Origin of the sequence: Pseudomonas sp. L7, assembly GCF_046605565.1 — a bacterium.
Taxonomy (GTDB): Bacteria; Pseudomonadota; Gammaproteobacteria; order Pseudomonadales; family Pseudomonadaceae; genus Aquipseudomonas; species Aquipseudomonas wayambapalatensis.
Window position 1 is genome coordinate 1,459,372 of the sequence record NZ_CP176784.1, and the last position, 22,272, is coordinate 1,481,643.

The following is a 22,272-nucleotide window of genomic DNA, read 5'->3' on the forward strand; positions in this document are numbered from 1 at the left end:
AATATGGCCTTATGTCGCAGTATAGGAAGCAGAACCCGGCACAAACCCGGCTTTTTAGAGCAAATCGCGCTGTCGGCGGCGCTGTTGATTCTTTATCGGAATGGCCTACGCCTGTGCTCGGTTTGTGCGTAAAATAGCCGGCTTTTGTCACACCTCGCGGATCCAAGCGCTATGGGCACCCTCTCGGTCAACCAGAACAAACTGCAAAAACGCCTGCGTCGTCTCGCCGGCGAAGCCATCACCGACTACAACATGATCGAGGATGGCGACAAGGTCATGGTCTGCCTGTCCGGCGGCAAGGACAGCTACACCATGCTCGATGTTCTGCTGCACCTGCAGAAGGTGGCGCCGATTTCGTTCCAGATCGTCGCGGTGAACATGGACCAGAAGCAGCCAGGCTTCCCCGAGCATGTGCTGCCTGCCTACCTGAAGACCCTCGGCGTCGAGTACCACATCGTCGAGAAGGACACCTACTCGGTGGTCAAGGAACTGATCCCCGAAGGCAAGACCACCTGTTCGCTGTGCTCGCGCCTGCGCCGTGGCACGCTGTACACCTTCGCCGACGAGATCGGTGCGACCAAGATGGCGCTCGGTCATCACCGCGACGACATCGTCGAGACCTTCTTCCTCAACATGTTCTTCAATGGCGCGCTCAAGGGCATGCCGCCCAAGCTGCGCGCCGACGACGGTCGCAACGTGGTGATCCGTCCGCTGGCCTACTGCAGCGAGAAGGATATCCAGGCTTATTCGGATATGAAGGAATTCCCGATCATCCCGTGCAACCTGTGCGGTTCGCAGGAGAACCTGCAGCGCCAGGTGGTCAAGGACATGCTGGTGGAGTGGGAGCGCAAGCATCCGGGCCGTACCGAGAGCATCTTCCGCGCCCTGCAGAACGTCGCGCCGTCGCAACTGGCCGACCGCAACCTGTTCGACTTCACCAGCCTGAAAATCGACGAGAGCGCCACTCCGCGCTTCCTCGACGTGCTGAACATCTGAACCCATGCGCGATTACCAGTGGCTGCACGAGTACTGCCTCAATCGCTTCGGCTCGTCCAAGGCGCTCGAAGCCTTCCTGCCGCAACCGCGCACGCCGGCGCAACTGCGCGACATCACTGACGACCGCTACCTGTCGACCCTGGCCCTGCGCGTGTTCCGCGCCGGGCTCAAGCACAGCCTGGTGGACGCCAAATGGCCAGCGTTCGAGCAGGTGTTCTTCGGTTTCGACCCCGAGAAAGTGGTGCTCATGGGCGCCGAGCACCTGGAGCGCCTGATGCAGGACGAGCGCATCATCCGCCACCTGGGCAAGCTCAAGAGCGTGCCGCGCAATGCGCAGATGATCCTCGATGTAGCGAAGGAGAAGGGTAGTTTCGGTGCCTTCATCGCCGACTGGCCCGAGACCGATATCGTCGGGCTGTGGAAGTACCTGGCCAAGCATGGCAACCAGCTGGGTGGGTTGTCGGCGCCGCGCTTCCTGCGCATGGTCGGCAAGGATACCTTCATCCCCACCGAGGACATGGCCGCGGCATTGATCGCGCAGAAGGTGATCGACAAGCCGCCCACCAGCCAGCGCGACCTGGCGCTGGTGCAGCAGGCGTTCAACCAGTGGCATGAAGAGAGTGGCCGGCCGCTGTGCCAGTTGTCGGTGATGCTGGCGCATACCGTCAATCATTGAGGGTTGCGGCGCCTGCTTCGCGGGCAAGCCCGCTCCTACAGAGCCGGCTTGCCCGCGAATGCCGCACCCGGTGTTCTATTCCCCCGCCAGCCGCCGCTCGTGCTGAAACTTCCAGCGCACGTACAGCAAACCGCTGACGAACAACCCCAGGCTCACCAGCACCTCGACCCAGCCAAACAGCGCCCGGGCCGGGTCGAACGCTGCCAGCACGCCCTTGATGAAATAGATGTTCACCACGAAGCAGGTCCAGGCATGCGCCCGGGCGCTGCCGCTGAGCATGCCTGGCAGCAGTAGCAGCAGAGGGATCAGCTCGATGGCCAGGATCACTTCGACCCGCGCCCCATGCAGGTCGGCGAACCACAGGTTGTTCACCACCAGCAAGGCGATCAGGCCGAAGAAGCAGGCCAGGCTCAGCGCCCGGGTCAGGCGCAGGCGTGGGGCCAGCCAGTCGAGTGCAGGCAGGGCCTTGGGCTTTCTAGCCACGCTCGCCACCCAGGGCCTTGGCAGTGTTGGCCAGGCGTTGGCCCAGCGCCCTGCACAGGGCGATCTCGTGTTGGTCCAATTCGCGTTTGCCATCGGCACCGGCATGATGGCTGGCGCCGTAGGGCGTGCCGCCGCCACGGGTTTCGAGCAGGGCCGATTCGCTGTAGGGCAGGCCGGTGACCAGCATGCCGTGGTGCATCAGCGGCAGCAGCATCGACAACAGGGTGGTTTCCTGGCCGCCGTGCAGGCTGGCAGTGGAGGTGAATACCGCCGCTGGCTTGCCGACCAGTTCACCGCCCAGCCACAGGCTGCTGGTGCCGTCGAGGAAGTACTTGAGCGGCGCGGCCATGTTGCCGAAGCGCGTCGGGCTGCCCAGGGCCAGGCCCGCGCAGTGGCGCAGGTCGTCGAGGGTGGCATAGAGTGCGCCGCTGGCGGGGATGTCCGGGGCCACGGCTTCGCACTCGCTGGAAATCGCCGGCACGGTGCGCAGGCGCGCTTCCAGGCCCGCCATCTCGACACCGCGGGCGATGTGCCGGGCCATCTCGCTGGTGGAGCCGTGGCGGCTGTAGTACAGGACCAGGATGAAGGGATCGCTCACGGCAGGATCTCCAGGACTTTCTCGGGGGGCCGGCCGATCACGGCCTTGTCGCCGGCGACCAGGATCGGGCGTTCGATCAGTTTCGGATGCTGGACCATGGCGTCGATCAGTTGCGCGTCGGTGAGCGCTGGGTTGGCCAGGTCCAGGGCCTTGTATTCGTCTTCGCCGCTGCGCAACAACTGGCGTGGGCCGATGCCGAGCTTGCCGAGCAGCGCCTTGAGCGTGGCGGCGTCGGGCGGGGTTTCGAGGTAACGCACCACGGTCGGGGCCAGGCCGCGTTCTTCCAGCAGTTCAAGGGCGCCGCGGGATTTGGAGCAGCGCGGGTTATGATAGAGGGTCAGATCGGTCATGACGGGTCGCATCCAGCTGGGTTTGGCGGCTATTCTAACCGCAGCGACCGACATTTCATGCTTTAAAACTTCGAGAAGGATTGACCCATGGCAAGGCGTTTGGCAGCTGCACTGGCCATCACCGCGAGTCTTTTGCTCGGCGGCTGCGGTGCGGACTACGGCGTGGACCAGCACGGCAATACGGTGAAGGCCGAACAGATCGACGGGCACTGGCTGGTGCTCAATTACTGGGCCGAGTGGTGCGGACCGTGCCGCACCGAGATCCCTGAACTGAATACGGCGGCCAAGCAATGGGACGCCCAGGGCATCAAGGTGGTGGGGGTGAACTTCGACGGGCTGCAGGGCGATGACCTCAAGCAGGCCGCGCAGGCCCTGGGCATCGACTTCACCGTGCTGGCCCAGGACCCGGCCGAGCGCTACGAGCTGCCTCGCAGCGAAGCACTGCCGGTGACCTACATCATCGACGACAAGGGCAAGGTGCGTGAGCAGTTGCTCGGCGAGCAGACGCTCGAAGGGCTGCAGGCGAAGATCAAGGCACTCAAGGGCGGCGCCTGACCTGTTGTCGGGGCTGCTTCGCAGCCCATTCGCGGCACGAGGCCGCTCCTACAAGAGCTCCGCAATTTCTGAATACTGCGGTGTTACTTGTGGGAGCGGCCTCGTGCCGCGAATGGGCCGCGCAGCGGCCCCGATGCACTTCAGCCTTCCTCAGGCCAGAAGCGCAGCGGCTTGCCTTCGGCCGGCCAGAAACGGATCTGCTCGATCGCCGACACATCCCAGCGCTGCACCGTCTCCAGTGCCTGGAGGAAGCGCTTTTCCTGCTCCATCAATGCCGGTGCACACAGCTTGCGGGTCTTGCCGATCTTGCCGAAGCTCAATTGCTCGCCGTCCAGCGTATAGCTGGCGAACCAATGGTTGCAGCCGGCATTGCCGTAGGCGCGGCCATCATTGGCCAGGGTTAGCGTCAGGTGGCTGTAGTCGATCAGCGGGCGTTCGCCGATCCATTCCAGCACATAGCTGCGCTCCTGCTGCAGTTTGGATGGCTGCGCCGCGCAGCCGAATAGGCCGCCGAGCAGCGCGGCGCAGATCAACAGGTGTTTCACTGGGCGCTTCCCTGGCAGTTGCGGCACAGGTGACGCTCGCCCTGGCTGCTCCAGCCCAGTTCCGCGATGCGTGCATTGGCGGCGGGCTGGCGGGCCTTCTTGCCGAGCTTGGCATCGACGGCGAATTCGAAGTCGAGCACGGCCTCGCAACTGTCGCACTTGACCTGCCAGGTGAGGATTTCCAGTTCGTTGAACACCGGGCCGCTGGCCACGGCAACCCACTGGCCGCGAGGGTTGATCAGGTGACGGACGCTCTCGACGGTCAGGCGCATGGACAGGTCCTTGCTGCCTTTGAGCGTCACCAGCAGGACGTCGCCTTTGTGCATCGATCCGCCGTTGCCGGTCACCTGGTAGCGACCTGGCACCAGTGCACGGCATTCGATCAGGGTGTGTTGCGGGTTGAAAAGGGTGTAGCGGAAATCGTGCTCGACCATGGGTCCTCCAGAAATGCCGCGTATCCTACCCTGTGACCGTGTTTTGCGCATCGCCTGCTGCCCAGCGGGCGATGTTGTCCAGGGTGGTCGCGGCGATCGCCTCCAGGGCTTCGCGGGTCAGAAACGCCTGGTGTGCGGTGACGATCACGTTGGGGAAGGTCAGCAGCCGCGCCAGCACGTCGTCCTGCAGTGGCAGGTCGGAGCGGTCCTCGAAAAACAGTTGCGCCTCTTCTTCATAGACATCCAGGCCCAGGTAGCCGAGCTGGCCAGACTTGAGCGCGTCGATCAGCGCCGGGGTATCGACCAGCGCACCGCGCCCGGTGTTGATCAGCATGGCACCGGGCTGCAGGCGCGCGAGGCTCTCGGCGTTGATCAGGTGACGGGTATGCTCGGTCAGTGGGCAGTGCAGGCTGATGATTCGCGCCTGGCCGAGCAGTTCGGGCAGTTCCAGGTAGCGGGCGCCGAGGGCCAGCAGCTCGGGGTTGGGGTAGGGGTCGTAGGCCAGCAACTGGCAGCCGAAGCCGGCCATGATGCGGGCGAACGCAGCACCGATCTGCCCGGTGCCGACCACGCCGACAGTCTTGCCGTGCAGGTCGAAGCCGGTCAGGCCATGCAAGGTGAAGTCGCCTTCGCGGGTGCGGTTGTAGGCGCGGTGCAGGCGGCGGTTGAGGGCCAGGATCAGCGCCACCGCGTGTTCGGCCACGGCGTGCGGCGAATAGGCCGGGACGCGCACCACTGTCAACCCCAGGTGTGCTGCGGCCGTCAGGTCAACATGGTTGTAGCCCGCCGAACGCAAGGCGATCAGCCGTGTACCGCCGTTGGCCAGGCGTTGCAGGACGTCGGCGCCCAGATCGTCGTTGATGAAGGCGCAGACCACCTCGAAACCCTGGGCCAGCGGTGCGGTGTCCGAGGTGAGGCGGGCGGCTTGGAAATGCAGCTCCAGCGCGCTGCTGGCAGCGGCCTGGGTGAAACTTTCCTGGTCGTAGTGCTGGCTGCTGAACAACAGGACGCGCATGGTGGGGATTCCTTCGGTGTGTCGTCGACGATCAGGCACTCAGGTGCGCCTGCTCCGCCAGCCGGTGGATGGCGCGCTCCAGGTCATCCAGCGCCTGCAATGCCTGCGGGCTGTCCTGCTTGAGCAGCGTCTCGCTACGCTGACAGGCCGCCCGCAACTGTGGGACGCCGCAGTAGCGCGAAGCGCCGTTGAGGCGATGCACGCGCTCGATCATTGCCAAGCGATCACCTTGTTCGCGGGCGTTGCGGATGGCCTGGCGATCACCTTCCAGCGAGGCCAGCAGCATCGCCAGCATGTCGGCGGCCAGGTCCGCTTTACCGGCCGCCAGGCGCAAACCCTCTTCGTGGTCGAGCACCTTGAGCTCGTTGCCATCGGGGAAACGTTCAGTGGCGCGGTCCAGCGAGGGCGTGCCGAGGCTCAGGCCGGTCCACTTCATCACCACCTGGGCCAGTTGGCGCTCGCTGATCGGCTTGGTCAGATAATCATCCATGCCACTGTGCAGCAGGGCGCGCTTTTCGTTGGCCATGGCGTGGGCCGTCAGGGCGACGATGGGCAGGGGTGGGCTACTCTGGCTGGTTTCCCAGCGACGGATCTGCTCGGTGCAGGCGCAGCCGTCCATGCCGGGCATCTGCACATCCATCAGCACCAGGTCGAAGGGCTCATCCTGCACGGCCTGAACTGCCGAAAAGCCGCTGTCCACCGCCACCACTGCGGCGCCCATGCCTTCGAGCAGGGTCTGCACCAGCAGCAGGTTGGCCGGGTTGTCGTCGACGCAGAGAATCCTCGGCACCCGTGAGCCGGCCGTATACCGCGGTTCGCTGCTGGGGCGGGTCGGTTGCACCAGTTCCAGCAGCAGGCGGCGCAGCTTGCGGGTGCAGGTGGGCTTGGACAGCAGTTGGCCATGGGCATTGGGCAGGAATGGGTGATACAGCGCCTGCTCGGTGGTCGGGCACAGCACCACGCACTGGCAGCCCAGGCGTTCGAGTTGTTGGTGGTACTGGCCGAGCTGGTCGGGCGAGAGGTTGGCCAGGTTGGCGCCAAGCACGGCGAACTCGAAGGGTTGGCCGGCCTGGCTGGCGGCCTGCACCCCTTGCAGCAACTGCTCGAACGACGAGAACAGGCTGACGCTCAGGCCACAGTCTTCGAGCTGGTGCTCCAGGGCCTGACGGGCCAGTTCGTGGCCGTCGACGATCGCTGCGCGACGGCCCAGCAGCGCTTGCAGGGGCAGTTCCTCGGTGTCGTCATGGGCCTTGGGCAGGCTCAGGTTGATCCAGAACTGCGAGCCTTCGCCCGGCGTGCTGTCGACACCGATCTCGCCCCCCATCTGTTCGATCAGGCGCTTGGAAATCACCAGCCCAAGGCCGGTGCCGCCGGGTTGGCGCGACAGCGAGTTGTCGGCCTGGCTGAAGGCCTGGAACAGGGTGCGCACGTCCGCCGGTGACAGGCCGATGCCGGTGTCCTGCACGCTGATGCGCAGTTGCGCGGTGTCTTCGTGCTCGTCTTCGACCATGGCGCGCACGACGATCGTGCCTTCGCGGGTGAACTTGATGGCGTTGCTCACCAGGTTGGTGAGGATCTGTTTGAGCCGCAGCGGATCGCCGACCAGCGACAAAGGCGTGTCGCGGTACACCAGGCTGACCAGCTCCAGCTGTTTGGCGTGGGCCGCTGGGGCGAGAATGGTCAGGGTGTCCTGGATCAGGTCGCGCAGGTTGAAGGGGATGCTGTCGAGCACCAGCTTGCCGGCTTCGATCTTGGAGAAGTCGAGAATCTCGTTGATGATCCCCAGCAGGTTGTCGGCGGATTTTTCGATGGTGCCCAGATAGTCGAGCTGTCGAGGCGTGAGCTCGCTTTTTTGCAACAGGTGGGTGAAACCGAGAATGCCATTGAGCGGGGTGCGAATCTCGTGGCTCATGTTGGCGAGGAATTCGGATTTGATCCGGCTGGCCTCAAGGGCCTCCTTGCGCGCCATGTCCAGCTCGATGTTCTGGATCTCGATGGTCTCCAGGTTCTGGCGCACGTCCTCGGTGGCCTGGTCGATGCTGTGCTGCAGCTCTTCGTGGGCGTTGTGCAGGGTTTCGGCCATGCGGTTGATGCCAGCCGCCAGCTCGTCCAGCTCGACACTGCCCATCGGCGGCAGACGTTCTTCGAGATTGCCCTCCTTGAGCTGGGTGACCGCGTGCTTGATGCGCCCGATCGGGCCGTTGATCGCCCGGCTCATGCGCAGTGCCAGCAGCACCGTGAGGCTCAGGCAGGCAAAGATCAGCAGCAGGCTGGTGAACAGGTTGCGATAGCCGCGCAGGAGCGTGCCATCGTGGGACAGTTCGATTTCGACCCAGCCAAGCAAGCGCTCGGATTCGTTAGGCACGGCTTCGGTGGCCAGGTCACGGTGATGGCCGAAAACCGGCATCAGGTAGCGCGTGGCGTCGTTGCCGGTGCGTTGCAGCAGTTGCGTACCGGTGCCGCCGCTGGGCGGCTGGTTGAGCATGCTGGGGCCGGCATGGGCCAGGCGCGAACGGTCCGGGGCCAGGAAGGCCACGGCACGTACATCGGTCTGCTCCAAAGCCTCGGCGGCAATGCGCTCGAGCTGCGCTGGCGCTTCCTGAGCCAGGGCGGGGGCTGCGAGCGGTGCCAGTTGCTCGGCGATCATCTTGCCGCGTTGCAACAGCTGGGTGCGCAGTTCGTTCTGCTGCAACCAGGTGAAATAAATGCCCAGCACCAGCGCCATCAGCCCGGCGGGCAGTAGGGCCAGCAGCAGGACGCGGCTTCTGATTCCCAAACGATCGAGCACACCTGTCTCCTGTCATGTGCGTGCGGGCCGTCGCGAGTGGACGGGATCCCGCAGAACGTTACTCCGCGCGCAGCGGTAATGCACTTTGTTTGTGCGGGTTTTTTATGCCGCACGGCGCTTGCCGGGGCATTGGTCGACACTCGGTTGCCAGAACGGCGTCCCTCGCCAATAATCGCGCAACTGAGAATTCATGGCAGATGCCAATGCATACCGTATCCATTCACGACTCAAGCATCCTCGCCATCGAGGACGATCCGGTGCTCGGCGCCTACCTGCACGAGGAGTTGCAGCGCGGCGGTTTCCGCGTGACCTGGTGCCGTAACGGCCTGGAAGGCTTGGAAACTGCTGGCCGCGAGGCCTTCGATGTGGTGTTGCTGGACATCCTGCTGCCCGGGCTCAACGGTCTGGACACCCTGGCGCAACTACGCCGGCGCAGTGCCACGCCAGTCATCCTGATGTCGGCGCTGGGGGCCGAGGCGGACCGTATAAGCGGTTTCCAGCGCGGTGCAGACGACTACCTGCCCAAGCCCTTCAGCATGGCCGAGCTGCGCGTACGCATCGAGGCGATCCTGCGTCGGGTCGCCCTGGAGCGCCGTCATCAGGCGCCGCGTGACGTCCTGCCGGGGCAGCTGCATTTCGACGAGCAGGCCTGCGACGTGACGCTCGACGGGCAGCCAGCAGGGCTCACGCCCAGCGAGTACCGCCTGCTCGACACCCTCAACCGCAGCCAGGAGGAGGTGCTGAGCAAGCCCTTCCTTTATCAGCAGGTCCTGCAGCGGGGCTATTCGCGCCATGATCGCAGCCTGGACATGCATGTCAGCCAGATCCGTCGCAAGCTAAAGGGCATCGGTTATCACGAGCGCCAGGTGCGCACGGTATGGGGCAAGGGCTACGTGTTCTGTGCGGGCGAGGCAGACTGAGGATGCTCGAGCGTCGATCGCTGTTCTGGAAGCTGGCGGTGCTGCTGGTGGGCTTCTGCCTGCTGATGATCGGCCTGAGCTACACCTGGGGCCGGCACATGGAAACCCAGAACGCCTTCCTGTCGGAGCCTGCCCGGCACCTGCTGCGCGGTTATGCCGCCGAGGCCGAGCAGGCCTGGAACCAGGGCGGTCGCGAAGGCCTCGACCGCTGGTTGCTGGACATGCGCCAGCGTGAGTCGGGCTGGATCGGGGTGCTCGATGGCAACTTGCGACCGCTCGCCGGCGCTCGCTTGTCCACTGAGGAAATCCAGCGCCTGACCCGTCTGCGCGGAGTCGACTGGCCGATGAGCAGGCGCAGCGTCGACCAGCCCTGGCTGCGCCTGCCGTTCCCCCATGCCCCTGAGCAAGGCATGCTGGTGATCGAGTTGCCCCAGCGCCTGACCCCCGGCCAGTATCGGCTGTTCTGGCGGATCATCACCAATGGCGTGATGCCGGGGCTGTTCACCCTGCTGTTGTGCGTAGGCCTCTACCGGATGCTGATCGTGCCGCTGAACCAGTTGCGCGAGCAGGCCAATGCCTGGCGTGCCGACCAACTGTCGGCGCGGCTCGATTCGCGCACCATCGGCCGTGACGACGAGCTGGGCGAACTGGCGCGTGCCTTCGACCAGATGGCCGAGCGCCTGCAGAGCACCGTGGCCCTGCAGCAGCAACTCTTGCGCGACTTGTCCCACGAGATGCGCACGCCCCTGAGCCGCCTGCGTGTGGCCTGCGAGGGCGAGACCGACGTCGCGCGCCTGCGCGAACGCCTCGGGCGGGAACTGGATTGCATGCAGCAACTGGTCGAGGACACCCTGCAACTGGCCTGGCAGGATGCCGAGCGTGCGCCGATGAACCTTGAGCCCATCCAGCTTCAGGCCCTGTGGGACCTGCTGGTGGAGAATGCCTGCTACGAAAGCGGCTGGGCGGCGCAGCGGTTGCAGTGCACGTTGCCGGCCAGTTGTTGGGTGGAGGGCAACCTCAACCATTTGGCCCAGGCGCTGGAGAACATGCTGCGCAATGCCATCCGCCACTCGCCGCACGACGGAGTGGTGCGCCTGAGTGGCCAGCGCGAGGGCAATCACTGGCAGTTGTTCCTGGAGGATGAGGGCGGCGGGGTGGACGAAGACGATCTGGAAAGGATCTTCGCGCCGTTCTCCCGTCTCGACGGCTCGCGCCCCGGGGATGGAGGCTTTGGGCTGGGGCTGAGCATCGCCCGCAGTGCGATCCAGCGTCAGGGCGGGAGGCTGTGGGCCGAGAATGGGCAACGAGGGTTGCGACTGTGCATGCGCCTGCCGTGTATCGACAGTGGGTTTCTCGCGGATCAACCCGCTCCCCCGAAGGCGTTCGATGTTCTTGTGGGGGTAGGGTTGTCCGTGAAGAACGCACCGCCCATATAACGGTCTGCTATATGCCCCAGCAATTGCGTGATATGGCCACGCGTCCTTTGCCGGTATGATAGGCGCCCCTGCCGTCCTGATTGCGAAACACGCCCATGACCTTGCAGTACCCAACCATCGCCGATTGCGTCGGCAACACCCCTCTGGTTCGCCTGCAGCGTATCGCCGGGCAGACCAGCAATACCCTCCTGCTCAAGCTCGAAGGCAACAACCCGGCCGGCTCGGTCAAGGACCGCCCGGCGTTGTCGATGATCACCCGCGCGGAACTGCGCAACCAGATCAAGCCTGGCGATACCCTGATCGAGGCGACGTCCGGCAACACCGGTATCGCCCTGGCCATGGCGGCGGCGATCAAGGGCTACAAGATGATCCTGATCATGCCCGACAACTCCACGGCCGAGCGCAAGGCGGCGATGACCGCCTATGGCGCCGAGCTGATCCTGGTGACCAAGGAAGAGGGCATGGAAGGGGCGCGCGACCTGGCCGAAAAGCTGCAGGCCGAAGGTCGCGGCCTGGTGCTCGACCAGTTCGCCAACGGCGACAACCCGATTGCCCACTACAACAGCACCGGCCCAGAGATCTGGCAGCAGACTCAAGGCAGCATCACCCACTTTGTCAGCTCCATGGGCACCACCGGCACCATCATGGGCTGCTCGCAGTACCTCAAGGAGCAGAATCCGGCGGTGCAGATCGTCGGCCTGCAACCGATGGAAGGTTCGGCCATTCCGGGTATCCGCCGCTGGCCGGAGGAATACCTGCCGAAGATCTTCGACGCCACTCGCGTCGATCGGGTGATGGACATGTCCCAGCAGGAAGCCGAAGACACCACCCGTCGCCTTGCACGCGAAGAGGGCATTTTCTGCGGTGTGTCCTCCGGCGGTGCGGTCGCGGCGATGCTGCGCCTGTCCCGTGAAGTTGAAAACGCCGTGATGGTCGCGATCATCTGCGACCGCGGCGACCGTTATCTCTCCACCGGCCTGTTCGACGCAACCTGATGTCCAGAAAGAAAAGCAACAGTAGCGGCCTGCGCTTTCAGCCAGCCGGCGGCGATCGCACCCCACAGGTGCCGGTAGGCAAGAAGCAACGCCTGGACATCGAGCGCCTGGCCGGTGACGGACGCGGCATCGCCTTTGTCGAAGGGCGCACCTGGTTCGTCAGCGGCGCCCTGGCAGGTGAGGCGGTCGAGGCGCGGGTGCTCAATGCCCGCGGCAAGATCGTCGAAGCTCGTCTTGAGCGCGTGCTGCAGCCCAGCCCCGAGCGGCGCGAGGCGCCGTGTCGGCATTACGCCCGCTGCGGCGGTTGCAACCTTCAGCACCTGCCCCACGAGGGCCAGCTGGCGCTCAAGCAGCGCCTGCTTGCCGAGCAGTTGCAGCGTGTCGCCGGTGTGCAGCCTGAGGAGTGGGCCGCGCCGCTGGCGGGGCCGGAATTCGGCTACCGCCGCCGCGCGCGCATCGCCGTGCGTTGGGATGTGAAGGCGCGGGAGCTGCACGTCGGTTTTCGTGCCGAAGCCAGCCAGGACATCATCGCCATCGACGAATGCCCGGTGCTGGTACAACCCTTGCAAACCATCCTGCGTCACCTGCCGACCGTGCTGCGCAGCCTGAGCAGGCCCCAGGCACTGGGGCATGTGGAATTGTTCAGCGGCACGGCCGAGGCGGTGCTGGTACGCCATGTAGCGCCGCTGGCCGATGGCGACCTGGCGCGCCTGCAGGCGTTCTGCGAGCAGGCGGGTGCGCAACTGTGGCTGCAGGGCGAGGGTGAGCCGGCGCCACATGATGGCGCCGCGACACTTGGGTTTGACCTTGCCCCTTGGGGGCTGGAGCTGGCCTGGCGACCTGGCGACTTCGTGCAGGTCAATGCCCAGGTCAACACCCTGATGATCCAACAGGCGCTGGCGTGGCTTGCGCCGCAACCGGATGAACGGGTACTGGACTTGTTCTGTGGCCTGGGCAATTTTGCCCTGCCGCTGGCTCGCCAGGCCCGTGAAGTGGTGGCGGTGGAAGGTGTGCAGGCGATGGTCGATCGGGCCGCCGCCAACGCCGCGAGCAACAATGTGCATAACGCACGGTTTTTTCAGGCCGATTTATCGCAGTCTTTGGCAGGTGCCGAATGGGCCGCCGAGGGCTTTTCTGCGGTACTCTTGGACCCACCGCGCGACGGTGCCTACGAGGTGGTGCAAAGCATCGCCCGCCTCAAGGCCAAGCGGCTGGTCTATGTATCGTGCAACCCCGCCACGCTGGCGCGAGATGCGCAGGTGCTGGTCGGCCAGGGGTACCGGTTAAAAAGGGCCGGGATTCTCGACATGTTTCCTCAGACGGCGCATGTCGAGGCCATGGCGTTATTCGAAGTGGGCCAGTAACGGCTGGCCCCTTGGTGTGGCTTCCACGGATGGGAAGCGGCACGGTTGATTGTCAGTGCACCCGTGAGGTGCGCTGTATGGAAAGGTAAACGGAACATGGTACAGGTGAGAGTGCACCAGCCGGTCAACACCGACGGCAGTATCAATCTCGAAGCATGGCTGGATCATGTGGTGAGCGTCGACTCGGCGCTGGATCGCACGGCGCTCAAGGAGGCCTGCGATTTCGCCCAGGAAGTCGAGAAGAAGGGCAACCCGGCCAAGCATTCCTGGGCCGACGGGACGTCGAGCTTCCAGGCGGGGCTCGAGATCGCTGAAATTCTCGCTGACCTCAAGCTCGACCAGGACTCGCTGGTCGCCGCCGTGATCTATCGCTCGGTCCGCGAAGGCAAGGTCACCCTGGCCGAGGTCGGCCAGCGTTTCGGCCCGGTGGTCTCCAAGCTGATCGACGGCGTGCTGCGCATGGCGGCCATCAGTGCCAGCCTCAGCCCGCGCCAGTCGCTGGTGCTGGGCTCGCAGGCGCAGGTCGAGAACCTGCGCAAGATGCTCGTGGCCATGGTCGACGACGTGCGCGTCGCCCTGATCAAGCTGGCTGAGCGGACCTGCGCGATCCGCGCGGTGAAGGCCGCCGATGACGAAAAACGCCTGCGCGTGGCGCGCGAGGTGTTCGACATCTACGCACCGCTCGCTCATCGCCTGGGCATCGGCCATATCAAGTGGGAGCTGGAGGATCTGTCCTTCCGCTATCTGGAGCCCGACCAGTACAAGCAGATCGCCAAGCTTCTGCACGAGCGGCGGCTGGACCGCGAGCGCTTCATCAGCGATGTGATGAACCAGTTGCAGAACGAGCTGCTGGCCACCGGGGTCAAGGCCGACATCAGCGGCCGGGCGAAACACATCTATTCGATCTGGCGCAAGATGCAGCGCAAGGGCCTGGAGTTCAGCCAGATCTACGACGTGCGTGCGGTGCGCGTGCTGGTGCCGGAAATCCGCGACTGCTACACCGCGCTGGGTATCGTCCACACCTTGTGGCGCCACATTCCCAAGGAGTTCGACGACTACGTCGCCAACCCCAAGGAGAACGGCTACCGCTCGCTGCACACCGCGGTGATCGGCCCCGAGGGCAAGGTGCTGGAGGTGCAGATCCGCACCCATGGCATGCACGAAGAGGCCGAACTGGGCGTCTGTGCGCACTGGAAGTACAAGGGCACCGACGTCAAGTCCAGCTCCAACCACTACGAAGAGAAGATCTCCTGGTTGCGCCAGGTGCTGGAGTGGCACGAGGAACTGGGCGACATCGGCGGGCTGGCCGAACAGCTGCGGGTCGACATCGAGCCGGACCGGGTCTACGTGTTCACCCCTGACGGCCACGCCATCGACCTGCCCAAGGGCGCCACGCCGCTGGACTTTGCCTACCGGGTGCACACCGAGATCGGCCACAACTGCCGTGGCGCCAAGATCAACGGGCGCATCGTGCCGCTGAACTACAGCCTGCAGACCGGCGAGCAGGTGGAGATCATCACCAGCAAGCAGGGCAGCCCGAGTCGCGACTGGCTGAACTCCAACCTGGGCTACGTCACCACCTCGCGGGCACGGGCCAAGATCGTCCACTGGTTCAAGTTGCAGGCGCGCGACCAGAACGTCGCTGCCGGCAAGACCCTCATCGAGCGCGAACTCAGCCGCCTGGGCCTGCCACAGGTGGATTTCGAGCGCCTGGCGGAAAAGGCCAACGTCAAGACCGCCGAGGACATGTTTGCCGCCCTGGGGGCTGGCGACCTGCGTCTGGCGCACATGGTCAACGCCGCCCAGCAACTGCTGGAGCCGGAGCGCATCGATCCGGTCGAGCTGGTGCCACGACCGGCGCGCGGAGCCCGATCGGGCAAGCGCAACGACATCCAGATCCAGGGCGTAGGCAACCTGCTCACGCAGATGGCCGGTTGCTGCCAGCCGCTGCCGGGCGATGCCATCGTCGGCTACATCACCCAGGGCCGCGGCGTGAGCATTCACCGCCAGGACTGCGCCTCGGTGCTGCAGTTGGCGGGCAAGGAGCCGGAGCGCATGATCCAGGTGAGCTGGGGGCCGATTCCGGTGCAGACCTACCCGGTCGACATCGTCATCCGCGCCTACGACCGCCCGGGCCTGCTGCGCGACGTTTCGCAGGTGCTGCTCAACGAGAAGATCAACGTGCTGGCGGTCAATACCCGCTCGAACAAGGAAGACAACACCGCGCTGATGTCGCTGACCATCGAGATTCCAGGCCTGGATGCGCTGGGGCGCTTGCTCGGACGGATCTCGCAGTTGCCGAACATCATCGAGACGCGGCGTAATCGTACGCCTTGAGACTGCGTCGCCTCCATCGCGGGCAAGCCCGCTCCTACGGGTGCAGCGTGATCCCTGTAGGAGCGGGCTTGCCCGCGATGAAGGCACCGCCGAAGGACCTGTAATGACCTACACCCTAGACGACCTGCTCCACCTCATGGCCCGCCTGCGCGATCCGCAGTACGGCTGCCCCTGGGATCTTGAGCAGGACTACACCAGCATCGTCAAGCACACCCTCGAGGAAGCCTACGAGGTGGCCGACGCCATCGAGCAGGGCGACTTCGCGCAGTTGCAGGGCGAGCTCGGCGACCTGCTGTTTCAGGTCGTCTACTACAGCCAGCTGGCGCGGGAGGAGGGGCGTTTCGAATTTGCCGGTGTGGTCGATTCGATCACCCGCAAGCTGATCCGCCGCCACCCGCATGTATTCCCCACCGGCGATCTCTACGCCGCACCCGACATCCCGCGCTTGAGCGAGGCGCAGGTCAAATCGCGCTGGGAGGAGATCAAGGCCGAGGAACGCGCCGAGAAGAGTACCCCCGAACAGCTCTCGCTGCTCGACGATGTACCCGGCGCCTTGCCGGCACTGTCGCGCGCGACCAAACTGCAGAAGCGCGCGGCCACCGTCGGCTTCGACTGGCCCGAGGCGTTACCGGTGCTGGACAAGGTGCGCGAGGAGCTCGACGAGGTGTTGCAGGCCATGGCCGATGGCGATGAGCAGGCACTGGAGGACGAAGTCGGCGACCTGCTGTTCGCCGCCGTGAACCTGGCCCGTCACCTCAAGCAGGATCCAGAAAACGCACTGCGCCGCGCCAACCGTAAATTCGAACGACGTTTCCGCTTCATCGAGCAGGCATTGCGCGACACTGGCCGACCGATCGAAGATTGTAACCTTGACGAGTTGGATGCCCTCTGGGGTGAAGCCAAGCGTCAGGAAAAGAACCTGCCCAGCTGCGGCTGAGCCGATGCATAAGTGAGTGAACACCGATGAGCCTTTCCCTTCGCGATCAATTGCTCAAGGCCGGTCTGGTCAACCAGAAGCAGGTCTCCCAGGCCAACAAGGCCGAAAAGAAACAGAAACGCCTGGAACACAAGGGCCAGGTCGAGGTGGATGACAGCCAGCAGCGCCTGGCCAAGGAAGCCATGGCCGACAAGGCCAAAAAGGACCAGGAACTGAACCGCCAGGTGCAGGAGAAGGCCGAGCAGAAGGCCCGTGCCGCGCAGGTCAAGCAATTGATCGAGGCGACCCGCCTGCCCAAGCTGACCACCGAGGACTACTACAACTTCGTCGACGACAAGAAGGTCAAGCGCATTGCCGTCAACGCGCTGATGCGCAGCAAGCTGAGCAACGGCTCGCTGGCGATCGTCGCCCATGGCGGCGGCTACGAAGTGATCCCACGCGAGGCGGCGGTGAAGATCCAGGAACGCGATCCCAAGCGCATCCTGCTGCTCAACACCCATGTCGAGGAGGCCGATGAGGACGATCCCTATGCGGCCTACAAGATCCCTGACGATCTGATGTGGTAAATGACGAAAACCCCGCTCAGGCGGGGTTTTTCGTGGGGGAGATCTTATTGTGTGCCGCGTTGGCTCTCGAGGGTCTCGAGCTCCTGGCGGTACTGATGGGCTTCATGTTCGTTGTGGAACATGCCGACCAGTTGGCCCTGCTGGTGTACGTCCCAGATCCGCACGCCAGCGGCCAGGCCTTCGTGGGACATTCTCGATTCGTCGCGTTCGGTTACTTGGACAGTCATCGGTAAACTCCACTTCTGTTGGTCTGCGACACTGTGTCGCACACCTTCTTTATAGAGTTTGTTAGCAGGCTAAGTAAATAAAACGACGATGAAACTATGTTCATGAAACGCGCTGCGCTTGCTCCTGCAAGCCAAAACAAAGCCCCGCACTAGGCGGGGCTCGGGCTACAGCAGGTTACAGCGCAGGTAAGGGATCAGTTGCCCTTCACCGTCCTGCCATCGACCGTACCATCCTGCAGCACGATCACGTATTCCTTGCCATCGGTCTCGACCTGGCGCAGTTGCACCAGCAGGTAGTCCCAGTCCTTGGCGAACCACAGCTCGGTGATGCGCTTGCTCTGGCTTGGGTCGCGCACGCGCTCGACCTTCACCGCATCGACCTGGCCGGTCTTGGTGGCAACCTTCTCGGTGCCCAGCACGCGGAAGTCGTAGGTGTCGATCTCGTCGCCGTCGACCACCTGGTACGTCATGCTCTTCTTGCCCGCCGCCACGTCATGTTGCAGGGCCAGTTGATAGGACGACTTGTCCAGCACCCCGCGGTTGAGCGGCAGGCTGATCGCATCGCCACGGTCGCTGCCGGTGACTTTCTTGCTGTTCCAGTCGAAGTCCAGGTCGACCTTCTTCGCCTTGCCCAGGCCACCGCGCTCGAAGTGGTACTTCTGCGGCAGCAGGGTGTCGTTGTCCATGCGCACCGTGCTCTGTTCGGTCAGGCTGGCGATCATCATGGAGGCTTTGAAGTTGAGGTCCCAGGTACCGTTGGCGTTCTTGACCAGGCTGCGTTCGGCGGTGCCGCTCATGGGCAGCTGTTTCCAGTCGGCGGTGTAGCTGGCCGAGAACGGCTTCAGATCAGCTGCCTGGAGGGGCAGGGCGAGCACGGCGAGAGCCAATAGCAGGGCGCGACGCATAAATTCTCCTAGGGTCGAATCAAGTGACCGCTGGCCGCCAGCGGCTGGCCATCCAGTAATGCACCTTGTTCGCCCAGGCGCAAGCGTCCTTCGGCGAACCAGCGCACCGCCAGCGGGTAGATCTGGTGTTCCTGTTGGTGGACCCGTTGTGCCAGGCTCTGCGCATCGTCGCCTGGCGCGACCGCTACCACAGCCTGTACGACCAAGGGCCCGCCGTCGAGTTCCTCGGTGACGAAATGAACACTGCAGCCGTGCTCGGCGTCACCGGCATCCAGGGCCCGCTGGTGAGTGTGCAGCCCTTTGTACTTGGGCAACAGCGACGGGTGGATGTTGAGCAGGCGCCCCTGGTAGTGGCGCACGAAGTCGCCACTGAGGATGCGCATGAAGCCGGCCAGCACCACCAGGTCGGGGGCGAAGCCATCGATCAGCTGCACCAGCGCCGCGTCGAATGCTTCGCGCCCGTCGAAACCACCGTGCTCGAGCACGGCGGTGTCGATCCCGGCGGCTTTGGCCCGTTGCAGGCCAAAGGCGTCGGGGCGGTTGGATATCACCGCGCGGATCCGCGCCGGGCTATCGGTGGCGGCGGTGCTGTCGATCAGGGCTTGCAGGTTGCTGCCGGAGCCCGACAGCAGTACCACGACATTGCAGGTCTTGCTCGGCATCAGTGTGCCTTGAGGTTCTGCAGCTCGACCTGGGCAGCGCCTTCGGCGGCCACGTCGATGCGGCCGATCACCCAAGGCTGCTCGCCGGCCTGGCGCAGGACGTTCAGGGCGTTGTCGACCTGGTCCTGGGCCACGCAGATGACCATGCCCACGCCGCAGTTCAGGACGCGGTGCATCTCGTGCTCGTCGACGTTGCCTTTTTGTTGCAGGAAGTCGAACACCGCCGGGCGCTGCCAGCTGGCCACGTCGACCACGGCCTGGGCGCCTTTTGGCAGGACGCGCGGGATGTTGTCCAGCAGGCCGCCACCGGTGATGTGGGCCATGGCCTTGACCGCGCCGGTCTTCTTGATCAGCTCCAGCAGCGGCTTGACGTAGATGCGGGTCGGCGCCATCAGCAGGTCGGTCAGCGGCTGGCCGTCGAGCTGGGTGTTCTCGATGTCGGTGCCGGACACTTCGAGGATCTTGCGGATCAGCGAGTAGCCGTTGGAGTGCGGGCCGGAGGAGGGCAGGGCGATCAGGGCGTCGCCGGTGACCACTTTCGAGCCGTCGATGATTTCCGACTTCTCCACCACGCCGACGCAGAAACCGGCCAGGTCGTAGTCTTCGCCTTCGTACATGCCAGGCATCTCGGCGGTTTCACCACCGACCAGCGAGCAACCGGCCAGTTCGCAACCGGCGCCGATGCCGGTGACCACGGTGGCGGCCACGTCGACATTCAGCTTGCCGGTGGCGTAGTAGTCGAGGAAGAACAGCGGCTCGGCGCCGCAGACCACCAGGTCGTTGACGCACATGGCGACCAGGTCCTGGCCGATGCTGTCGTGCTTGTTCAGGTTCAGCGCCAGGCGCAGCTTGGTGCCGACGCCATCGGTGCCGGAGACCAGCACCGGCTGCTTGTAGCCGGCCGGGATCTCGCAGAGGGCGCCGAAGCCGCCCAGGCCACCCATGACTTCAGGGCGTGCGGTGCGCTTGGCGACGCCCTTGATGCGTTCGACCAGTGCTTCGCCGGCGTCGATGTCTACACCGGCGTCTTTGTAGCTCAGGGAGGGTTGCTTGCTCATTGATCCAGGCCTTTAAGGGGGAGGGATTCAGGAAAACGACCAGCGCGGCCAAGGCCGGCTCGGGAGGCGGCGGCTGCCTGTACGTGACTGGTCTGCGAAGGCGCGCGATTTTATCAGGGTTGCCCGGCAGCGGCCATCCTCCATTGAGCGGCAAGTGGCGAGCGGTAAGCTATAAGAGAAGACAAGCTGCGGTGTCGCGCGCTTTTTCTTGCCGCTGACGGTGTGCAGCTTGTAGCTTCTGACCTGAAAGTCATCCGGACAGGAATCCTCCATGCGTTTTCTCAATTACCTGGCAGTGGTTTGCGTAGGGCTGATCGGTGCAACGGCACAGGCCGAGACCGTATCGGGCCTTTACCAGGTCCGCGAACCTGTCGATGGGCAGGGCAGCGAGGCGCGGACCCAGGCCACCGCCAAGGCACTCGACACCCTGGTGCTGCGTCTGACCGGCGATGCCAAGGCGACGCAGAACCCGGCGGTGGTCGCCCTGCGCAAGGATCCGCAACAGATCATCAACCAGGTGGGCAGCGACGCCGGCCCACCTGAGACGGTGGTGGTGGAGTTCGACCCCGGCAGCACCGAGCGCGCCCTGCGCCAGGGCGGCCTGGCCCTGTGGGGCAGCAACCGGCCATCGATTCTTGGCTGGTGGCTGTACGACAGTGTCGAGGGCAGCAGCCTGGTCGGCGATGGTCAGACCAGTGCCGAGCCGCTGCGTCGTGCCGCCCAGCACCGTGGTCTGCCGCTGCGCCTGCCGCTGGCCGACCTGCAGGAACAACTGGTGGCCAATGCCAAGCAGCTCGAAGGCAACGACCCGGCGCCACTGCGTGAGGCGTCCGAGCGCTATGGCGCCGATGCCCTGCTGGCTGTGCACGCCCACGAGGCCGACGGCAAGTGGCAGGGCAAATGGCAACTGTGGCTGGGCGATCAGCGCGAGCAGGGCAAGGCGCAGGGCGCCGACCAAGCTGCGCTGGCCGATGCGGTGATGCTGGCGATCAGCGCACGCCTGGCGCCCCGTTACGTCACCCGTCCGGGGGCGAGCAGCGACCTGCAGGTCCAGGTGCAGGGCATGAACCTGCAGCGCTACGCCGAACTGCTGCGCGTGCTTGAGCCCTATGGCCCGCGGCTGCAGTTGGCCGACGGCGACACGCTGACCTATACGGTCACCGGCAATCGCGAGCAACTGCGTGCGCAACTGGGGCTGGCGCATCTGCAGGAGGTGCCTGTCGAACAGGCGCCTGCCGCCGCTCCCGCTCCCGTAGCAGAGGCAGCGCCTGGCCAGGCGGTCGCGCCGCAGGCGGCTGCGCCCAAGCCATTCGATGGCCTGCGTTTTCGCTGGTAAGGAGCCGCGAACATGACTGATGTACGCCGTTGGGTGTGGCTGGGCGTCGCCTTGCTGATCGCCGTTCTGCTCTACCTGCTGCATAACATTCTCTCGCCATTCCTGGTTGGCATCCTGCTGGCCTACCTGGCCGACCCTTTGGTCGATCGCCTGGAGCGCCTGGGCCTGTCGCGCACCTGGGGCGTGGTGGTGGTGTTCAGCCTGTTCACCCTGGTGTTCCTCGCCTTGCTGCTGGTGCTGGTGCCGATGCTGGCCAAGCAGTTGCTGCGCCTGTACGAACTGGCGCCGCAGATGCTCGACTGGCTGCAGCATGTGGCCCTGCCCTGGGTGCAGAGCCGCCTGGGCCTGGCCGATGGCTTCTGGAAGTTCGACAAGATCAAGGCTGCCATCGGCGCGCACATGGGCCAGACCACCGACATCGTCGGCATAGTCCTGTCCCAGGCCACGGCCTCGAGCCTGGCGCTGATCGCCTGGCTGGCCAACCTGGTGCTGATCCCTGTGGTGGGCTTCTACCTGCTGCGTGACTGGGACCTGATGATGGCCAAGCTGCGCAGCCTGCTGCCACGTCAGCGTGAAGATCAGGTGGTAGGGCTGGCGGGTGAATGCCATGAGGTGCTGGGGGCGTTCGTGCGCGGCCAGTTGCTGGTGATGCTGGCGCTGGGCGTGATCTACGCGGTCGGGCTGTCGCTGGTCGGTCTCGAGCTGGGGCTGTTGATCGGTTTGCTGGCGGGGCTGGCGGCCATCGTGCCGTACATGGGCTTCATTGTCGGCATCGGTGCAGCGTTGATCGCCGGGTTGTTCCAGTTCGGCGGCGACCTGTACCCGATGCTGGGCATTGTCGCGGTGTTCATGATCGGCCAGGCCCTCGAGGGCATGGTGCTGACGCCGCTGCTGGTGGGCGATCGCATCGGCCTGCACCCGGTGGCGGTGATCTTCGCCATTCTCGCCGGTGGCGAGCTGTTCGGCTTCACCGGCGTCTTGCTGGCGCTGCCGGTGGCGGCGGTGATCATGGTGCTGCTGCGCCATGTGCACGACCTGTATAAAGAGTCGGACATGTACGCCGGGGATATCGATCCCGAGCTTTGAACC

General features: G+C 64.7%; 23 protein-coding genes. 12 read left to right on the forward strand and 11 right to left on the reverse strand.

All coding sequences use genetic code 11. The features are described from left to right. The first annotated feature begins 171 nt into the window (after positions 1–171). On the forward strand, positions 172–996 hold the full coding sequence (gene ttcA, locus ACK3BK_RS06935; protein ID WP_186666969.1) for a tRNA 2-thiocytidine(32) synthetase TtcA: 825 nt from the start codon (positions 172–174) through the stop codon (positions 994–996). 4 nt (positions 997–1,000) lie between these two features. Beyond that, positions 1,001–1,672, forward strand: a complete 672-nt coding sequence (locus tag ACK3BK_RS06940; RefSeq protein WP_186666968.1) for a DNA-3-methyladenine glycosylase I — start codon at positions 1,001–1,003, stop codon at positions 1,670–1,672. Positions 1,673–1,747: 75 nt separating this feature from the next. Here ACK3BK_RS06940 and ACK3BK_RS06945 read toward each other — a convergent pair whose 3' ends face one another. The 3 genes from ACK3BK_RS06945 to arsC are packed head-to-tail and all read right to left on the reverse strand — an operon-like array spanning position 1,748 to position 3,103. Next, positions 1,748–2,155: a DUF2069 domain-containing protein gene (locus ACK3BK_RS06945; protein WP_411383975.1), complete on the reverse strand. Its 408-nt coding sequence runs from the start codon at positions 2,153–2,155 to the stop codon at positions 1,748–1,750. Continuing rightward, a complete protein-coding gene (gene wrbA / locus ACK3BK_RS06950; protein WP_186666966.1) occupies positions 2,148–2,753 on the reverse strand; it encodes an NAD(P)H:quinone oxidoreductase in 606 nt (201 codons plus the stop codon). The genes ACK3BK_RS06945 and wrbA overlap by 8 nt, the downstream gene beginning before the upstream one ends. Next, entirely contained in the window at positions 2,750–3,103 is a 354-nt protein-coding gene (arsC, locus tag ACK3BK_RS06955; protein ID WP_186666965.1) for an arsenate reductase (glutaredoxin), read from the reverse strand. Before arsC ends, wrbA begins: the two co-directional genes overlap by 4 nt. 87 nt (positions 3,104–3,190) lie before the next feature. On the opposite strand from arsC, the gene ACK3BK_RS06960 reads away from it, so the two are divergent. Beyond that, positions 3,191–3,658 carry a TlpA disulfide reductase family protein gene (locus ACK3BK_RS06960; protein WP_186708458.1) on the forward strand — a complete coding sequence of 156 codons (468 nt, stop codon included), beginning with the start codon at positions 3,191–3,193 and terminating at the stop codon, positions 3,656–3,658. 140 nt (positions 3,659–3,798) lie between these two features. Here the strand turns inward: ACK3BK_RS06960 and ACK3BK_RS06965 are convergent, their stop codons facing one another. Genes ACK3BK_RS06965 through ACK3BK_RS06980 form a run of 4 tightly spaced genes read right to left on the reverse strand, consistent with a single transcriptional unit; the run spans position 3,799 to position 8,440 of the window. After that, positions 3,799–4,203 (reverse strand): META domain-containing protein, encoded by a 405-nt coding sequence (locus tag ACK3BK_RS06965; protein ID WP_186666963.1) that lies wholly within the window; start codon positions 4,201–4,203, stop codon positions 3,799–3,801. Continuing rightward, positions 4,200–4,637: a hypothetical protein gene (locus ACK3BK_RS06970; RefSeq protein ID WP_063543577.1), complete on the reverse strand. Its 438-nt coding sequence runs from the start codon at positions 4,635–4,637 to the stop codon at positions 4,200–4,202. Before ACK3BK_RS06970 ends, ACK3BK_RS06965 begins: the two co-directional genes overlap by 4 nt. A 25-nt stretch (positions 4,638–4,662) precedes the next feature. Beyond that, entirely contained in the window at positions 4,663–5,652 is a 990-nt protein-coding gene (locus ACK3BK_RS06975) for a 2-hydroxyacid dehydrogenase (RefSeq protein ID WP_411383976.1), read from the reverse strand. Between the two features lie 31 nt (positions 5,653–5,683). Further along, the gene (locus tag ACK3BK_RS06980; protein ID WP_411383977.1) at positions 5,684–8,440 is read right to left on the reverse strand and encodes a response regulator; all 2,757 of its coding nucleotides are present in this window, start codon (positions 8,438–8,440) and stop codon (positions 5,684–5,686) included. Between the two features lie 203 nt (positions 8,441–8,643). On the opposite strand from ACK3BK_RS06980, the gene ACK3BK_RS06985 reads away from it, so the two are divergent. The 7 genes from ACK3BK_RS06985 to ACK3BK_RS07015 all read left to right on the forward strand — a co-directional run bounded on the left by ACK3BK_RS06985 (position 8,644) and on the right by ACK3BK_RS07015 (position 16,995). Further along, a complete protein-coding gene (locus ACK3BK_RS06985) occupies positions 8,644–9,360 on the forward strand; it encodes a response regulator transcription factor (protein WP_186708451.1) in 717 nt (238 codons plus the stop codon). A 2-nt stretch (positions 9,361–9,362) separates the two neighbouring features. Further along, entirely contained in the window at positions 9,363–10,796 is a 1,434-nt protein-coding gene (locus ACK3BK_RS06990; RefSeq protein ID WP_186666959.1) for a sensor histidine kinase, read from the forward strand. Between the two features lie 95 nt (positions 10,797–10,891). Then, positions 10,892–11,791: a cysteine synthase CysM gene (cysM, locus tag ACK3BK_RS06995; RefSeq protein ID WP_186708449.1), complete on the forward strand. Its 900-nt coding sequence runs from the start codon at positions 10,892–10,894 to the stop codon at positions 11,789–11,791. Beyond that, positions 11,791–13,155, forward strand: a complete 1,365-nt coding sequence (rlmD, locus tag ACK3BK_RS07000; RefSeq protein WP_411383978.1) for a 23S rRNA (uracil(1939)-C(5))-methyltransferase RlmD — start codon at positions 11,791–11,793, stop codon at positions 13,153–13,155. Before cysM ends, rlmD begins: the two co-directional genes overlap by 1 nt. A gap of 96 nt (positions 13,156–13,251) precedes the next feature. Then, on the forward strand, positions 13,252–15,492 hold the full coding sequence (gene relA / locus ACK3BK_RS07005; RefSeq protein ID WP_186708445.1) for a GTP diphosphokinase: 2,241 nt from the start codon (positions 13,252–13,254) through the stop codon (positions 15,490–15,492). A gap of 103 nt (positions 15,493–15,595) precedes the next feature. Continuing rightward, positions 15,596–16,429: a nucleoside triphosphate pyrophosphohydrolase gene (gene mazG / locus ACK3BK_RS07010; protein ID WP_186666955.1), complete on the forward strand. Its 834-nt coding sequence runs from the start codon at positions 15,596–15,598 to the stop codon at positions 16,427–16,429. Positions 16,430–16,455: 26 nt separating this feature from the next. Continuing rightward, on the forward strand, positions 16,456–16,995 hold the full coding sequence (locus ACK3BK_RS07015) for a DUF2058 domain-containing protein (RefSeq protein ID WP_186666954.1): 540 nt from the start codon (positions 16,456–16,458) through the stop codon (positions 16,993–16,995). Positions 16,996–17,039: 44 nt separating this feature from the next. Here the strand turns inward: ACK3BK_RS07015 and ACK3BK_RS07020 are convergent, their stop codons facing one another. From ACK3BK_RS07020 to purM, 4 genes are all read right to left on the reverse strand, one after another. Continuing rightward, the gene (locus ACK3BK_RS07020; protein WP_054892894.1) at positions 17,040–17,222 is read right to left on the reverse strand and encodes a hypothetical protein; all 183 of its coding nucleotides are present in this window, start codon (positions 17,220–17,222) and stop codon (positions 17,040–17,042) included. Between the two features lie 194 nt (positions 17,223–17,416). After that, positions 17,417–18,127: a DUF3108 domain-containing protein gene (locus tag ACK3BK_RS07025; RefSeq protein WP_054892893.1), complete on the reverse strand. Its 711-nt coding sequence runs from the start codon at positions 18,125–18,127 to the stop codon at positions 17,417–17,419. Between the two features lie 8 nt (positions 18,128–18,135). Beyond that, positions 18,136–18,789: a phosphoribosylglycinamide formyltransferase gene (gene purN, locus ACK3BK_RS07030; RefSeq protein WP_186666953.1), complete on the reverse strand. Its 654-nt coding sequence runs from the start codon at positions 18,787–18,789 to the stop codon at positions 18,136–18,138. Next, complete coding sequence (purM, locus tag ACK3BK_RS07035) at positions 18,789–19,847, reverse strand: phosphoribosylformylglycinamidine cyclo-ligase (protein WP_054892891.1); 1,059 nt, start codon at positions 19,845–19,847, stop codon at positions 18,789–18,791. Before purM ends, purN begins: the two co-directional genes overlap by 1 nt. Before the next feature lie 271 nt (positions 19,848–20,118). On the opposite strand from purM, the gene ACK3BK_RS07040 reads away from it, so the two are divergent. Both ACK3BK_RS07040 and ACK3BK_RS07045 read left to right on the forward strand, forming a co-directional pair. Beyond that, complete coding sequence (locus tag ACK3BK_RS07040; RefSeq protein ID WP_411383979.1) at positions 20,119–21,183, forward strand: DUF2066 domain-containing protein; 1,065 nt, start codon at positions 20,119–20,121, stop codon at positions 21,181–21,183. Positions 21,184–21,195: 12 nt separating this feature from the next. Beyond that, positions 21,196–22,269, forward strand: a complete 1,074-nt coding sequence (locus tag ACK3BK_RS07045) for an AI-2E family transporter (RefSeq protein ID WP_411383980.1) — start codon at positions 21,196–21,198, stop codon at positions 22,267–22,269. Positions 22,270–22,272 lie beyond the last annotated feature (3 nt).